At 64.7% G+C, this 14583-nt stretch carries 11 protein-coding genes; 4 read left to right on the forward strand and 7 right to left on the reverse strand.

Going from position 1 to position 14583, the window contains the following annotated elements; genetic code table 11:
- Nucleotides 1-36: 36 nt before the first annotated feature.
- A complete protein-coding gene (locus IVA74_RS04485) occupies nucleotides 37-1290 on the reverse strand; it encodes an MFS transporter (RefSeq protein ID WP_247340278.1) in 1254 nt (417 codons plus the stop codon).
- Nucleotides 1291-1618: 328 nt separating this feature from the next.
- Between IVA74_RS04485 and nadA the strand changes: the two genes are divergently transcribed.
- The 3 genes from nadA to nadC are packed head-to-tail and all read left to right on the forward strand — an operon-like array spanning nucleotide 1619 to nucleotide 5225.
- A complete protein-coding gene (gene nadA / locus IVA74_RS04490) occupies nucleotides 1619-2725 on the forward strand; it encodes a quinolinate synthase NadA (protein WP_247340279.1) in 1107 nt (368 codons plus the stop codon).
- Nucleotides 2726-2734: 9 nt separating this feature from the next.
- Nucleotides 2735-4336, forward strand: coding sequence for an L-aspartate oxidase (locus IVA74_RS04495; RefSeq protein WP_247340283.1), 1602 nt, complete (start codon nucleotides 2735-2737; stop codon nucleotides 4334-4336).
- 10 nt (nucleotides 4337-4346) lie between these two features.
- Complete coding sequence (nadC, locus tag IVA74_RS04500) at nucleotides 4347-5225, forward strand: carboxylating nicotinate-nucleotide diphosphorylase (RefSeq protein WP_247340286.1); 879 nt, start codon at nucleotides 4347-4349, stop codon at nucleotides 5223-5225.
- Nucleotides 5226-5228: 3 nt separating this feature from the next.
- Here the strand turns inward: nadC and IVA74_RS04505 are convergent, their stop codons facing one another.
- The 3 genes from IVA74_RS04505 to IVA74_RS04515 form a co-directional block, all read right to left on the reverse strand.
- Entirely contained in the window at nucleotides 5229-6683 is a 1455-nt protein-coding gene (locus IVA74_RS04505; RefSeq protein ID WP_247340292.1) for a cell wall hydrolase, read from the reverse strand.
- Nucleotides 6684-7030: 347 nt separating this feature from the next.
- Nucleotides 7031-10009, reverse strand: a complete 2979-nt coding sequence (gene ppdK, locus IVA74_RS04510) for a pyruvate, phosphate dikinase (RefSeq protein WP_247340293.1) — start codon at nucleotides 10007-10009, stop codon at nucleotides 7031-7033.
- 96 nt (nucleotides 10010-10105) lie between these two features.
- On the reverse strand, nucleotides 10106-10261 hold the full coding sequence (locus IVA74_RS04515; RefSeq protein WP_247340294.1) for a DUF3096 domain-containing protein: 156 nt from the start codon (nucleotides 10259-10261) through the stop codon (nucleotides 10106-10108).
- Nucleotides 10262-10482: 221 nt separating this feature from the next.
- Here IVA74_RS04515 and IVA74_RS04520 point away from each other — a divergent pair, with 221 nt between their 5' ends.
- A complete protein-coding gene (locus IVA74_RS04520) occupies nucleotides 10483-10833 on the forward strand; it encodes a DUF1236 domain-containing protein (RefSeq protein WP_247340295.1) in 351 nt (116 codons plus the stop codon).
- Between the two features lie 253 nt (nucleotides 10834-11086).
- Here the strand turns inward: IVA74_RS04520 and glyS are convergent, their stop codons facing one another.
- The 3 genes from glyS to IVA74_RS04535 form a co-directional block, all read right to left on the reverse strand.
- Nucleotides 11087-13186 (reverse strand): glycine--tRNA ligase subunit beta, encoded by a 2100-nt coding sequence (glyS, locus tag IVA74_RS04525; RefSeq protein ID WP_247340296.1) that lies wholly within the window; start codon nucleotides 13184-13186, stop codon nucleotides 11087-11089.
- Nucleotides 13186-14121, reverse strand: coding sequence for a glycine--tRNA ligase subunit alpha (locus tag IVA74_RS04530; protein ID WP_247340297.1), 936 nt, complete (start codon nucleotides 14119-14121; stop codon nucleotides 13186-13188). Before IVA74_RS04530 ends, glyS begins: the two co-directional genes overlap by 1 nt.
- Nucleotides 14122-14341: 220 nt before the next feature.
- Nucleotides 14342-14533 (reverse strand): hypothetical protein, encoded by a 192-nt coding sequence (locus IVA74_RS04535; RefSeq protein WP_247340302.1) that lies wholly within the window; start codon nucleotides 14531-14533, stop codon nucleotides 14342-14344.
- Nucleotides 14534-14583 lie beyond the last annotated feature (50 nt).

A 14583-nucleotide genomic window follows, 5' to 3' on the forward strand; every position in this document is an offset into this window, starting at 1 on the left:
AAAACTCCCTGACTTGTTTCAGGGATGTTTAGCCGATCAGGCAGGCTGCGCAACCGCTCGGACGACAGGTTTCTCCACGATCGGAAGATTGATCAGCGCGGAGAGCACGCCAAACAGGATCGAGAGCCACCAGATCGGCGTGTAGGAACCGAACCGCTCGAACACGATGCCGCCGAGCCAGACGCCGAGGAAGCCGCCGACCTGATGACTGACGAAGGCAAAGCCATAGAGGGTGGCGAACCAGCGCGTGCCGAACATCAATGCGACCAGCGCCGAGGTCGGCGGCACCGTCGACAGCCACGTCAGACCCGAGACCGCACCGAACGCGATCGCCGAGAACGGCGTGATCGGGAACGAGATGAAGGCAAGCGTCGCAAGCGCGCGGGTAAAATAGATGGTCGAGAGGATGTAGCGCTTCGGTAGTGAGTTCTGGAGATAGCCGACGCTCAGCGATCCCATGATGTTGAACAGGCCGATCGCCGCGATCACCCAGCCGCCGGTTTGCGTGGAGATGCCGCTATCGACCAGGAAGGCCGGCAGATGCACGGTGATGAAGGCGAGCTGGAAGCCGCAGGTGAAGAAACCGAGCACCAGCAGCACGTAGGAGCGATGGCCGAAGGCCTCCGCGAGTGCTTTGGTGAAGGTCTGCTCGTCCGCTGGCGCCGCGGTGGCTGTGCTTGCGACCGGTGGGGTCGAGAGCGCCAGCGACAGCGGGATGATCAGCAGCATCAGGAAGCTGAACACGGTGAGCGCCTGCTGCCAGCCGAAATTGTCGATCAGCGCCACGCCGATCGGCGCGAACAGAAACTGCCCGAACGAGCCCGCCGCAGTGCCGGCGCCAAGCGCAAGGCCGCGCTTTTCCGCCGGCAGCAGCTTGGTGAACGCCGACAGCACCAGATTGAACGAGCAGCCGGCAAGGCCGAAGCCGACCATGACGCCCGCGCCGATGTTGAGCGACAGCGGCGTCGAGGAGTAGCGCATCAGGAGCAGGCCGCCGGCATAAAGCAGAGCGCCGACGCACATCACCCGGAACAGGCCGAAGCGATCGGCGACTGCGCCGGCGACGGGCTGGCCCAGTCCCCACAGCAAATTCTGAAAAGCGATGGCGAGGCCGAACACGTCGCGGCCCCAGGCGAACTCGTGACTCATCGGCTGCACGAAGAAGCCCAGCGCCGAGCGCGGGCCGAAGCCGAGCATGCCGATTGCACAACCACAGAGAATGATGATCGCCGGCGTGCGCCAGGAGGAGGAACGCGAAACCGGACCGAGCTCGCCCGCTTGAATCGACATGGTGTTCCCCATCAGTCGGTGGCGCATCCGGAATAGGCCGCCACGAGTCAGGCGTTTAATGCAGGTGCATGAAAACCCCAAGTCAAAAATGATTGCGTTCCACGAAGAGCTGCCGCGGGAGCATTGCGTTTCGCCGAGACCTCCTGGGCGAGATGCGCCACGCCTTGACGAGAATGTGTGCGGCGGGACCTAGCGACCCTCTCCACGACGTGTTATCTTCAATTTACTCAGATTGAGTATATCAGATGCTCCGCCGGCCTCTCGGCCGGATTTCTCGGGCTCTATATATACTCATATTGAGTATATATGACATGTACGGGAGGCTTCAATGCCGCTAACTGGAATTTACGGCCCCGACGACTTTGCCAACCGGCCGCAGGGCCAGGTCACCACCTCGCCCCGGGCAGCGCCGGCGCGAACCGGACCTCCGCTGCCGATGCCTTCGCTGGAATGGACGCCGGAGGTCGAGCGCGCCACCGCGCCGCTCTATGAGCGCGTCAAGCACGTGATCCCGCCAATCGAGTGGCCGCTGATGGCGCCGACCATCAAGGTGATCAACGAGCTGAAGCGCGCGCGGGGCGCGGTGATCCTCGCGCACAATTACCAGGCGCCGGAGATCTTCCACTGCGTCGCCGACATCGGCGGCGATTCACTCCAGCTCGCGGTCGAAGCCACCAAGGTGAAAGCCGACATCATCGTCCAGTGCGGCGTGCACTTCATGGCGGAGACGGCGAAGCTGCTCAATCCGGACAAGATGGTGCTGATCCCTGATACGCGCGCCGGCTGCTCGCTCGCCGCCAGCATCACCGGCGCGGACGTTCGCCTGCTGCGCGAAAAATTTCCCGGCGTGCCTGTCGTTGCCTATGTCAACACCTCCGCGGAGGTGAAGGCCGAAGTCGACATCTGCTGCACCTCGTCGAACGCAGTGCAGGTTGTCGAGAGCCTGGGCGTGCCAAGCGTGATCTTCCTGCCCGATCGCTATCTCGCCACCTACGTGGCTTCGAAGACCGACGTGAAGATCATCGCCTGGAAGGGCGCCTGCGAGGTGCACGAGCGCTTTACGGGCGCGGAGCTGCGCAGTTACCGCGAGGCCGATCCCTCCGTGCAAATCATCGCGCATCCCGAATGCCCGCCGGACGTGCTGGCTGAGGCCGACTTCACGGGCTCGACCGCGCATATGATCAACTGGGTGCGCGAAAAGCGGCCGCGGCGGCTGGTGATGATCACGGAATGCTCGATGGCCGACAATGTGCGCGCCGAGCTCCCCGATGTGGAGATGCTGCGCCCCTGCAATATCTGCCCGCACATGAAGCGCATCACGCTCGCCAACATTCTGGAGAGCCTGCTGACGCTCCGCGAGGAGGTGACGATCGATCCCGCGCTCGCGGAACGCGCAAGGCGTTCGGTCGAGCGGATGATCAATCTGAAGAATTGAGAGCACGACATGCAAGATAACATCCATAACCTCACCCGTTCCGACGACGTCGTCATCGTCGGTGGCGGGCTTGCCGGATTGTTCTGCGCGCTAAAACTCGCGCCGCGGCCGGTGACATTGATCTCGGCCGCGCCGCTGGGACAGGGCGCGTCGTCCGCATGGGCGCAAGGCGGCATCGCGGCGGCAGTAGCCGAAGGCGATACGCCGGAAGCACATGCTGCGGATACGATTGCGGTCGGCGGCGGCCTCGTCGACGAAGCGGTGGCACTGGGAATCGCGCGCGAGGCCGCCCCGCGGGTTCACGATCTTCTCGCCTATGGCGTGCCGTTCGACCGCGATCTCGAAGGCAAGCTCGCAGTCGGGCGCGAAGCCGCACACTCCGCGCGGCGCATCGTGCACGTGCGAGGCGATGGTGCGGGGGCGGCCATCATTGCGGCGCTGAGCGATGCCGTGCGGCGCACGCCGTCGATCCGACTGATCGAAGGTCTCGTCGCCGAAGCGCTGTTGACCGAGGATGGCGCCGTCACCGGTCTTCAATTGCGTGAAGCCGGCAATTTCGCCGCACAGACGATCCTGCTCGCCGCTCGCACGGTGGTGCTCGCCACCGGCGGCATCGGACATCTCTATGCCACCACCACCAATCCGCACGAGGCCAGCGGATCCGGCCTTGCGATCGCCGCGCGCGCGGGCGCGGTGATTGCAGATCCCGAGTTCGTGCAATTCCACCCGACCGCCATCATGGCCGGACGCGATCCGGCGCCGCTCGCGACTGAAGCTCTGCGCGGCGAAGGCGCGACGCTGATCAACGGCCATGGCGAGCGTTTCATGACGGCGCGCCATCCGCTTGCCGAGCTCGCACCGCGCGACATCGTGGCTCGCGGCGTATTCGCGGAGATCGCGGGCGGGCGCGGCGCCTTCCTCGATGCGCGGCGAGCGCTGGGCGCGCGCTTCGCCGAAAGATTTCCAACGGTGCATGCAAGCTGCATCGCCGCCGGCATCGATCCCGCCACGCAGGCCATTCCGATCGCACCGGCGGCGCACTATCACATGGGTGGCATCGCGGTGGACGATCGCGGCCGCAGCTCGATCGACGGGCTCTGGGCCGGCGGCGAAGTGTCGTCCACCGGCGCGCATGGTGCCAATCGCCTCGCCTCGAATTCACTGTTGGAGGCCGTGGTCTACGCCGCGCGCATCGCCGACGACGTCGCCGGGCGCACGATCCCCTCGCCTGCCCGTCTTTCGGACGTGGTGATGCCGCGCGGCGGCGCGCCGGATACTGCGGCCGTGAAGCGGCTGCGGACGATGATGAGCGCGCATGTCGGCGTGATCCGCGACGGCGACGGGCTCGCGGAAGCGGTTCGCAGCTTCGCCACGCTCGAACGCGAGGCCACGAGCATCGCAGTCTGCAACATGGCAACGGCAGCCCTGCTTGTGGCGGCCTCCGCCTGGGACCGGCGCGAAAGCCGCGGCGCGCATTTCCGGTCCGACCATCCGGCCGATGTACCTGCGCTGGCACGACGCACCATGACCACGCTCTCGGCGACACGCGAGGTCGCGCACAGCTTGACCGAACGTCCGCTCCCACGCACCGCGCAACCTATAATCGCCTGAAGGAAACCCCATGATCACGCCGACTTCTCTGCTCTATCCCGACGCCTTCCTCTCCCCGCTCGCGATCGACGAGGCCGTGCAGCGCGCGCTCGACGAGGATCTCGGCCGCGCCGGCGATATCACCTCGGTGGCGACGATTCCCGAAGCAACCAAGGCGCAGGCGATCCTGGTCGCGCGCCAGTCCGGCGTGATCGCCGGCTTGCCGCTGGCGCTCGCAACCTTGCAAAAGCTCTCGTCCGACATCGAGGTGCGCGCACATGTTCGCGACGCCGCGCGCGTCGCCCGCGGTCAGCAGGTGCTGACGATCTCTGGACCGGCACGCGCCATTCTCACGGCGGAGCGGACCGCGCTGAATTTCGTCGGCCGCCTGTCGGGCGTTGCGACGCTCACGGCGGACTACGTTGCGCGCACCGAAGGCACCAGGATGCGGATCTGCTGCACGCGAAAGACCACGCCGGGATTGCGGGCACTGGAGAAATATGCGGTGCGCTGCGGCGGCGGCTTCAATCACCGTTTCGGCCTCGATGATGCGATCCTGATCAAGGACAATCACATCGCGGTCGCCGGCGGCATCCGCCCCGTGCTCGAGCGCGCCCGCGCCCATGCCGGCCATCTCGTCAAGATCGAGATCGAGGTCGATACGCTGTCGCAGCTGCGCGAGGTGCTCGACACCGGCCTCGCCGATGCCGTCCTGCTCGACAACATGGACAATGCGACGCTGCGCGATGCGGTCAGGCTCAACGAGGGGCGCCTCAAACTGGAGGCCTCCGGCGGCGTCACGCTGGATTCGATTGCTGCGATCGCAGCGACCGGCGTTGATTACGCGTCGGCAGGCGCGTTGACGCATTCGGCGCCGAATTTCGATTGCGCGTTGGACATCGAAGCTTAGCGGCTACCGCCGCTCGGTCGCGCCCATCTCGGCGGAGCTCTTGGCTTCCTGGGTGAGTTCGGCGGAGAGCGCGGCGGTTTGCGCCGGGGTGCCCCAGCTCGGCTCCTCGCTGCCGTCGCCCCAGGCGCGCGGGCGATAGAAGGTGTGGACGCCGGTCTTGTACATCTTCTTCATCTCGGCGACCCAGGACGGGCGCACCCAATAGGCGTGGTAGTGCGTGGACTTGCCGACTTCGGGCAGCCAGATCTGGCCGTCGAGCATCGCCTTCGATATCTTCTTCGCACGCTCCCACATCTCGGGCTCGCGGATCACGTCGGCGTTGTTGTCGCAGGCGAAGGTGAACTGGCAGGCGAGATGGCGATGCTTGTTCTGATAGACCGCGCCGCACACGGTATCTGGATATTTGCCGGAGAACACGCGGTTCATCACCACCTGCGCAACCGCCATCTGGCCGCGCACGGCCTCGCCTCGCGATTCAAAGTAGACAGCCTCCGCGAGGCACTTCTCGGACTTCGCGCGCGACTTGTCGTCGAGTGCGAGCCGCTCCGCCGGCGATCTGGCGCGCTGGTTGTCGACGTTGACCTCGCCCTTCGGCGCGACGCTCTCGCCGTTCTCGATGTCCTTCGCAATCTCCTCCGTCGGCGGCGTCAACGAGGCCGTCACCTTCATATCAGGGTCGGGCATCACGATCAGCGGCTCGGCACCGGGCTGCCAGCTCTCGATGCTCTCGACATTGCCGCCGAGCGAGGAGCTGCCGAAGAACAGGTTCGATGTCTTGACGCGGAATGGATCGCGTGGCGGTGCAGCCGGAATGGTGGCCTGCTTCAGCGCTTCGAGCGGCTGGAGCGCGAGCGAGCGCGCCGCGTCACTGGCTCGTGGCGCATTGGTGTATTGCGGCAGCGGCGGCGCACGCAGTGCTTCCGCGAGCTCGGGATCGAGCGCGGCCGCGGACTCCGGCGACATCGCTTGTGGCAGCGCGACGGTCTTGGCGCCGAACACCGAGCTATTCGAGGTCGCGGGATCTTCCTGCGCGGGCGCTGCCGTCGGCGCGCTCGCCTCGGGAGCCTGCGTCGGTGTGATCGTTGCGAGACGATCACCCTTCATGGAGCGATCGACCTTGGGAAAATCAGAGGCTTGGTAGCGGGGCGGCGCCTGAAGCGCCGGGTTGCGGTTGATCGCGCCGGTGACGTCGCGGCCATCGAGGCTTGCGAGGCGAACCATCGTGCTCTGCGGAACCGAAGTACCGATCGGCCGCGAAAAACTGTAGGTGGCGAGCTGTATGGAGGACGCAGCAGAGAACACCTGCTTTTGCCAGCGCTCAGCGACGCCGGGTTGGCGCGCCAGCAGCGAGGCAATGTCCTGATAGCCGGTCTCTCTCGGCATCAATGCGAAGATGCAGAGACCGATGCCGAAGGACGCGAACCGCGCGCCCTTCGGATGGTTACGCCACAAAAACATCGCTACGCTCACGCTACGCTTACGCTAGAAGAATCGAGCAGCAGTACATCCGTGCAATTCGATCTTTATCGTGAGTATCTAATTTAGGTTGCCGGGGCGTTAATCGACGTTGCGCATGCGGCACACGCAAGCGATCTCAGGTGTTTTCACGGGGGCGACGATGCGCATTGGTAAATGCGGCCTCACGCGACGAGGTAAACAATTGGTCAACGCGAATGGTGAAGGAACTCTTGCGCGCACGTATCCTTACGCGAGGCGCGCGGTTCCCTCCCCGACGTTGTGCTTCAAATGAAAGAGGCGGGGTTTTGCCCCCGCCTCCTTCGCTGTCAATATTTCAACTCTTCGATTTACGCCTGGCTCGCGACCGCCTTGCCGAGCGCGGCTTGCGCCGCGGCGAGGCGGGCGATCGGGACCCGGTAGGGCGAGCAGGAGACGTAGTCGAGGCCGATCGCGTGGCAGAAGGCGACTGAGGCCGGATCGCCGCCGTGCTCGCCGCAGATTCCGACCTTGAGCGAGGCGCGCGTCTTGCGGCCGCGCGCGACGCCAATCTTGACGAGCTCGCCGACGCCTTCCTGGTCGAGCGCCACAAAGGGATCGACCAACAGGATGCCCTTCGTAACGTACGGACCGAGGAAGCTCGCCGCGTCGTCACGGCTGATGCCGTACGTCGTCTGCGTGAGGTCGTTGGTGCCGAACGAGAAGAACTCGGCACTCTCCGCGATCTCGCCCGCGAGCAGGCAGGCGCGCGGCAACTCGATCATGGTACCGACCTGATAGGTCAGCTTGGTGTTGGTGTCGCGCATCACCGCCTTCGCGGTGGAATCGATCCGCGCCTTGACGAGATCGAGCTCCATCTTGGTGGCAATCAGCGGCACCATCACCTCGAGGCCGACGGCCTTGCCGGTGCGCTTCTCGGCCTCGACCGCCGCCTCGAAGATCGCGCGCGCCTGCATTTCGGCGATCTCAGGGTAGGCGATCGCGATACGGCAGCCGCGGAAGCCGAGCATCGGATTGAACTCCGACAGCTCGCGCGCACGGTCGGCCAGGCGCCGCGGGTCGGTGTTCATGGCGCGCGCCACTTCCTCGACCTCGGCATGGGTGTGCGGCAGGAACTCGTGCAGCGGCGGGTCAAGCAAGCGGATCGTGACGGGCAGGCCCTTCATGATCTCGAACAGCTCGACGAAGTCGGCGCGCTGCATCGGCAGCAGTTTTGCCAGCGCGGCGCGGCGCGACTGCTCGTCCTCGGAGAGGATCATCTCGCGCACCGTGCGGATGCGCGTCTCCTCGAAGAACATGTGCTCGGTACGGCAGAGGCCGATGCCTTCCGCGCCGAACTTGATCGCGGTGTGCGCGTCCTCCGGCGTGTCGGCGTTGACGCGCACGCCGAGCTTGCGGACCTGGTCGGCCCATTTCATCAGCGTGCCGAACTCGCCGGACAGCTCCGGCTCGATCATCGGCATGCGGCCGGCGAGCACCTGGCCGAGCGAGCCGTCGATGGTGATGACGTCGCCGGTCTTGTAGGTACGCGAGCCGATGCTCATGGTGCCGCGGCCGTAATCGACGCGGATGGTGCCACAGCCGGAGACGCAGGGCTTGCCCATGCCGCGCGCGACCACCGCAGCATGCGAGGTCATGCCGCCGCGGGTCGTCAGGATGCCTTCGGCGGCATGCATGCCGTGGATGTCTTCGGGGCTGGTCTCGATGCGGACCAGAATCACCTTGCGTCCGTCGGCCTGAAGCTTGGCCGCTTCGTCCGAGGAGAACACGATCTCGCCGGAAGCCGCACCCGGCGAGGCCGGCAGACCGGTCGCGATCACGTCGCGCTTGGCGTTGGGATCGATGGTCGGATGCAGCAGCTGGTCGAGCGAGGCGGGGTCGACCCGTGTCACCGCTTCCTTCTTGGTGATCAGGCCTTCATTGGCGAGCTCGACCGCGATGCGCAGCGCCGCTTTCGCAGTGCGCTTGCCGCCGCGGGTCTGGAGCATCCAGAGCTTGCCCTGCTCGACCGTGAACTCCATGTCCTGCATGTCGCGGTAGTGCTTCTCGAGCTGCGTGTAGATCCGCGTCAGCTCCTTGAAGGCCTCCGGCATCGCGGATTCCATCGACGCCTTGTCGGAGCCGGAGTCCTTTCGCGCTTCCTCGGTGATGTCGTGCGGCGTGCGGATGCCCGCCACCACGTCCTCACCTTGCGCGTTGATCAGGAACTCGCCGTAGAGCTTGCTCTCGCCGGTCGAGGGGTTGCGGGTGAAGGCAACGCCGGTCGCCGAGGTCTCGCCCATGTTGCCGAACACCATGGCCTGCACGTTGACCGCGGTGCCCCAGGATTCCGGAATGTCGTGCAGCTTGCGGTAGGTCACCGCGCGCGCGTTCATCCAGGAAGAAAACACCGCGCCGATCGCGCCCCAGAGCTGGTCGTGCGGATCCTGCGGAAAATCCTTGCCGGTCTCGCGCGCGACTGCGTCCTTGTATTTGCCGACCAGATCGACCCAGTCCTCGGCGGTGAGGTCGGTGTCGAGCGTGTAGCCCTGGCCGTCCTTGAAGGTGTCGAGGATTTCCTCGAAATGATGATGCTCGAAGCCGAGCACCACGTCCGAATACATGGTGATGAAGCGGCGATAGCTATCATAGGCGAAGCGGCGGTCGCCCGACAGTTCCGACAGCGCTTCCACGGTCTCGTCGTTGAGGCCGAGATTGAGCACAGTGTCCATCATGCCCGGCATCGAGGCGCGGCCGCCGGAGCGAACCGAAACGAGCAGCGGGTTCCTGGAATCGCCGAAGCTCTTGCCGGTCAACTTGCCGACATGCGCGAGCGCCTTCTCAACCTGCGACTGCAATTCCTTCGGGTAGGATTTGTCGTGCGCGTAGAAATAGGTGCAGACCGAGGTCGGGATGGTGAAGCCCGGAGGCACCGGCAGGCCGAGATTGGCCATCTCGGCGAGGTTGGCGCCCTTGCCGCCGAGCAGGTCGCGCATCTCCGCTTTGCCTTCGGCCTTGCCGTCCCCGAACGTATAGACCCACTTGCCGGCCTTGGCCGTAACAGGCGCTGCCTTGGCCGGCGCAGCCTTGCTCGGCGCGGGCTTCACGGCAACCTTCGGCGCAACCGGTTTGGTCGGTGCCTTTGAAGCACTCTTGGAAACAGTCTTGGAAACGGTCTTGGAAACAGTCTTGGCGGCAGGCTTCACAGCCGGCTTGGCAGCGGGTTTCACAGCGGCCTTGGCCACTGGCTTCGGGGCGCTCTTGGCAAGTGCCTTGCGGGCCGCCGGCACGGCTTTCGCCTTGGCGGAAGACTTTGATTTCGCTGGGATTTTCGAGGCGGCTTTGGCCATAGCTTGCACACAACCTGCGAGAGGAATGGGTAATGGCGCGCCTTACACCACTTTGGGCAGGCCCGCGCAAGTCGAAGAGTTCCGGAGAATGAAGGCCTAGAGATGGAGCCACTTCAACAATCCGAGCCCGATCGCACCATTTATGATGAGAAAAATCGCGACGATCAGGTTCAGGAGGCGCGGCATGACCAGGATGAGCACGCCCGCAAGCAGCGACAGGATTGGCGAGATGTGGGCGACGGTGATGTGCATGAATTGTCTTTCCGTGGGTGGGGCGAATCGCGGCCGGATCATAGCGGACCGGGTTCCGCGGGTAGAGACGCACATGGGACGTGGGAGTTCCCGGCTCCGCGAAAACTGCCCGAAAATGCCGCGAATGCGGCAGGTGTTTTCCGGAACATCGCGAAGACGCGCGCATTGGCAACCGGTTGCGCCAGTGGCGCTTCCCGAAAACCTTCTCGAAGGAGTTGCCCATGCGGAACAGGATTCTTGCTCTTGCAGCGCTCGCGGCCGCGATCGGCTCGCCCCTTGCGGCGCAGGCGCAAAGCGGCACGGTGGGACGCGCACCCGTCGTCGTCGACAGCGGCCCGACCATTCCGGTCGAACAGCGGCCGGCTTTCCGCGACTATGTCGTCGAACAACGTGTGCCGGCTTTCCGTATCCCCGATCGCGTGGTGGTCGGTGCCACCTTACCCGAAAGCGGCGTCACCTATTATGACGTGCCGCAACGTTTTGGCGCCACCACCTATCGCTACACCGTCGTGAACGGCGAGACCGTGCTGGTCGAGCCGCGCTCGCGGCGCATCGTCGAGGTGATGGACTAGCGCTTTCAAGGATCAACTAGATGTCCGGCGCGTCACATCAATCAGGCTGACGCGAACAGTGTAATCGGACATCTGGCCCTGTCCGGTCTTCCCCCCGCCGGGCGGGGCTTTTTTGTGCATCTCGTGTGCGTGCTCTCGTGTCCCGGGTAAGCGAAGCGCGACCCGGGACCCAGAAGCTCCAAGTCCCCGCGGCATGGGCCCCGGCTCTGCAGCGCACCGCAAAGATGCGCTGCGCTGCGTCCGGGGCACGAGATCAATCCTGGATCTTCGAGAAATCCGCGACCGCACGCGTGGCGCTGCGGATTTCGTTCAGCAGCTTCAGGCGGTTTTCGCGCACTTTCGCGTCGTCGTCGTTGACGCGGACCTTCTCGAAGAACGCATCGACCGGTGGACGCAGTTTTGCCATCGCGCTCATCGCGGCGGCAAAATCTTCCTTGGCGACGGCGGTGCTGGCTTCCGCTGTCACCTCGCCGATCGCCTTCGCCAACGCCTTTTCCTCGTCGAGGCTGTAAAGCGCGGCATCAGGTGCGCCGTCGAAGCTGCGCTTGTCCTTCTTCTCCTCGATGCCGAGAATATTGCTGGCGCGCTTGATACCGGCGAGCAGGTTCTTGCCGTCGTCGGTCTCGAGGAATTTGCCCAGCGCCTCGACGCGGCGGACGATCATCAGGAGATCGTCCTGGCCACCGAGCGCGAACACGGCGTCGACGAGATCGTGACGCGCGCCCTGCTCGCGGAGCTGGACTTTCAGGCGGTCGGCGAAGAAAGCCAACAGGTCGCTCGGAAGCTTCTGCGCATCGGCAGGCTTCACGGACAAGCCGGCGAGTGCGGACGCCGCCACCTTCATGAGCGACAGACGCAGTGCGTTTTCGGCAATCAGCCTGATCACACCCAGCGCCGCGCGACGCAGCGCATACGGGTCCTTGCTCCCCGTCGGCTTCTCATCGATGGCCCAGAAACCAACGAGCGTGTCGAGCTTGTCGGCGAGCGCCACCGCGACGCTGACCGGATCGGTCGGCACGCGATCAGCAGGGCCTTGCGGCTTGTAGTGCTCCTCGCAGGCGGCGGCGACGGAAGCGTCCTCGTCTTGGGCCAGCGCGTAGTACTTGCCCATCAGGCCCTGCACCTCGGGGAATTCGCCGACGACTTCGGTCAGCAAATCCGCCTTCGCCAGATGCGCGGCGCGCGTTGCCTTCGCGACATCGGCGCCGACCAGTGGGGCGATCTCGGCGGCGAGGCGTTCAATCCGCTTGATGCGCGCGGCCTGCGTTCCAAGCTTCTCGTGAAACACGATATGCTCGAACTTCGGCAGGCGATCCTCGAGCTTCGTCTTCAGGTCAGTCTCATAGAAGAATTTCGCATCCGACAGCCGCGGGCGGATCACGCGTTCGTTGCCGGCGACGATGGTCTTGCCGCCGTCCGCCGCCTCGATATTGGCGGTGAGGACAAACTTATTGGTCAGCTTGCCGGTCTTGGAATCCTTGACGACGAAGCACTTCTGGTTGTTGCGGATGGTGGCGCGGATCACCTCTTCGGGGATCGCGAGATATTCTGCTTCGAACGATCCCATCATGACGACCGGCCATTCGACGAGACCGGACACTTCGTCCAGCAGCACCTGATCTTCGACGAGCTCGAACCCTTGCGCGAATGTCAGCTCCTTAGCGTCCGCAAAGATGATATCCTTGCGCGCCTGCGGATCGAGGATGACTTTTGCAGCCTTCAGCTTGGCCTCATAGTCCTCGAACCGGCGCACGCTTATCGCGTCAGGCGCCATGAAGCGATGACCGTAGGTGGTCTGGCCGGTCTCAATGCCGTCCACCGAGAATTTGACGACATCGGGCTCTTCGGTCTCGGGCCCGAAGGTCGCGATGATCGTGTGCAGCGGGCGCACCCAGCTCAGCGAACCCGGTTTCCCCGAGCGCGCGCCCCAGCGCATCGATTTCGGCCAGGGGAAGGTGCGGATGATCACCGGGAGAATTTCTGCGAGTACGTCGATCGCGTCGCGGCCGGGCTTTTCGATCAGCGCGATGTAGAAATCGCCCTTCGGGTCGCGCTGGATCTTGGCTTCGTCGAGCGATGTCAGACCCGTCGCTTTCAGAAAACCCTGCACGGCCGCATCGGGCGCGCCCATTTTCGGTCCACGGCGTTCGGTCTTCAGATCAGGCTGGCGCGCAGGGATGCCGTGCACGGTGAGCGCCAGACGGCGCGGCGTCGCGAACGCCTTCGCGCCTTCGTAGACGAGGCCTTCGGCGACGAGCTTGTCGGTGACCATGCGGCGCAGATCGTCGGCCGCCTTGGCCTGCATGCGCGCGGGGATTTCTTCCGAGAACAGTTCAAGCAAAAGATCGGGCATCAGGCCGCTCCGCCCGCTTCAGTATGGATCCAGGCCTCGCCGCAGGCCTTGGCCAGCTCGCGCACGCGGAGAATGTAGCTCTGCCGCTCGGTCACCGAGATCACGCCGCGGGCATCGAGCAGGTTGAAGACGTGGCTCGCCTTGATGCACTGGTCATAGGCCGGCAGCGCCATCAGATGCGCCTCGCGCTTGCTATCCTTCCAACCGGCGTCGAGATATTTCCTGCAGGCAGTCTCGGCCATCTTGAATTGCTCGAACAGCATCGCGGTGTCGGCGACTTCGAAATTGTGCTTCGAATATTCCCGCTCGGCCTGCAGGAAGACGTCGCCATAGGTGACCTTGGCGTCACCATCGCGGCCGTTGAAGTTGAGGTCGTAGACGCGATCGACGCCCTGCACATACATCGCGAGGCGTTCGAGCCCGTAGGTGAGCTCGCCCGCGACCGGCGCGCATTCGACACCCGCGACCTGCTGGAAATAGGTGAACTGGCTCACTTCCATGCCGTCGCACCAGCACTCCCAGCCGAGGCCCCAGGCGCCCAGCGTCGGGCTCTCCCAATCGTCCTCGACGAAGCGGATGTCGTGCACGGCGGAATCGATGCCGATCGCGGCGAGCGACTTCAGGTACAGCTCCTGAAGGTTCGGCGGCGACGGCTTCATGATCACCTGGAACTGGTAGTAGTGCTGCATCCGGTTCGGATTCTCGCCATAGCGGCCGTCCTTGGGCCGGCGCGAGGGCTGCACATAGGCCGCGTTCCAGGGCTTTGGCCCGAGCGCGCGCAGCGTGGTGGCCGGATGGAAGGTGCCCGCACCCATCTCCATGTCGTAGGGCTGCAGGATCACGCAGCCCTGCTCGGCCCAGAACCGCTGGAGCGCGAGGATAAAACCCTGGAACGAGCGTTCCGGGCGCATATGGGCGGGCAATGAGGCGTCCATCGTCAGATCAGGCTCTCGCGGGGGTTTGAATCGCGCGGGACCGTATCGACGGCAGGGGTGGGAATCAAGGTGAAGGGGGCCGTTTCGGGCCAAACACTCCATCGTCCCGGGACGATGCGGCAGTGTGGGCCAAGGCGCAATTGCGTCGTGCCCACCATCTTTCCAAGATCGCGATGCCGGTGGTGGGCACGCTTCGCTTTGCCTAGGCCTACGGCACCAACTAACCCGGCCGGTAGGCTCCGGTGACGGGGTCCTGTTTCAGCGTCTGGACGGCCCCTCTATGGGCGGCCTCGGCGACGCGCGAGAGGCGCATCTCCTCCAGCTCCCGGTTGATCCTGACAGCGGTCTTGTAGGCCCAGCGGACCACGGCAAGCCCGCCCAGGACGCCCGCGAATGCGACGAACGGCGGCATTGGTCGTTCCTTGTTCACAATGCTCAGCCCCCACGCGCATTCTTGCGCAG

The sequence above is a fragment of the Bradyrhizobium sp. 132 genome (assembly GCF_023074185.1).
GTDB lineage: Bacteria > Pseudomonadota > Alphaproteobacteria > Rhizobiales > Xanthobacteraceae > Bradyrhizobium.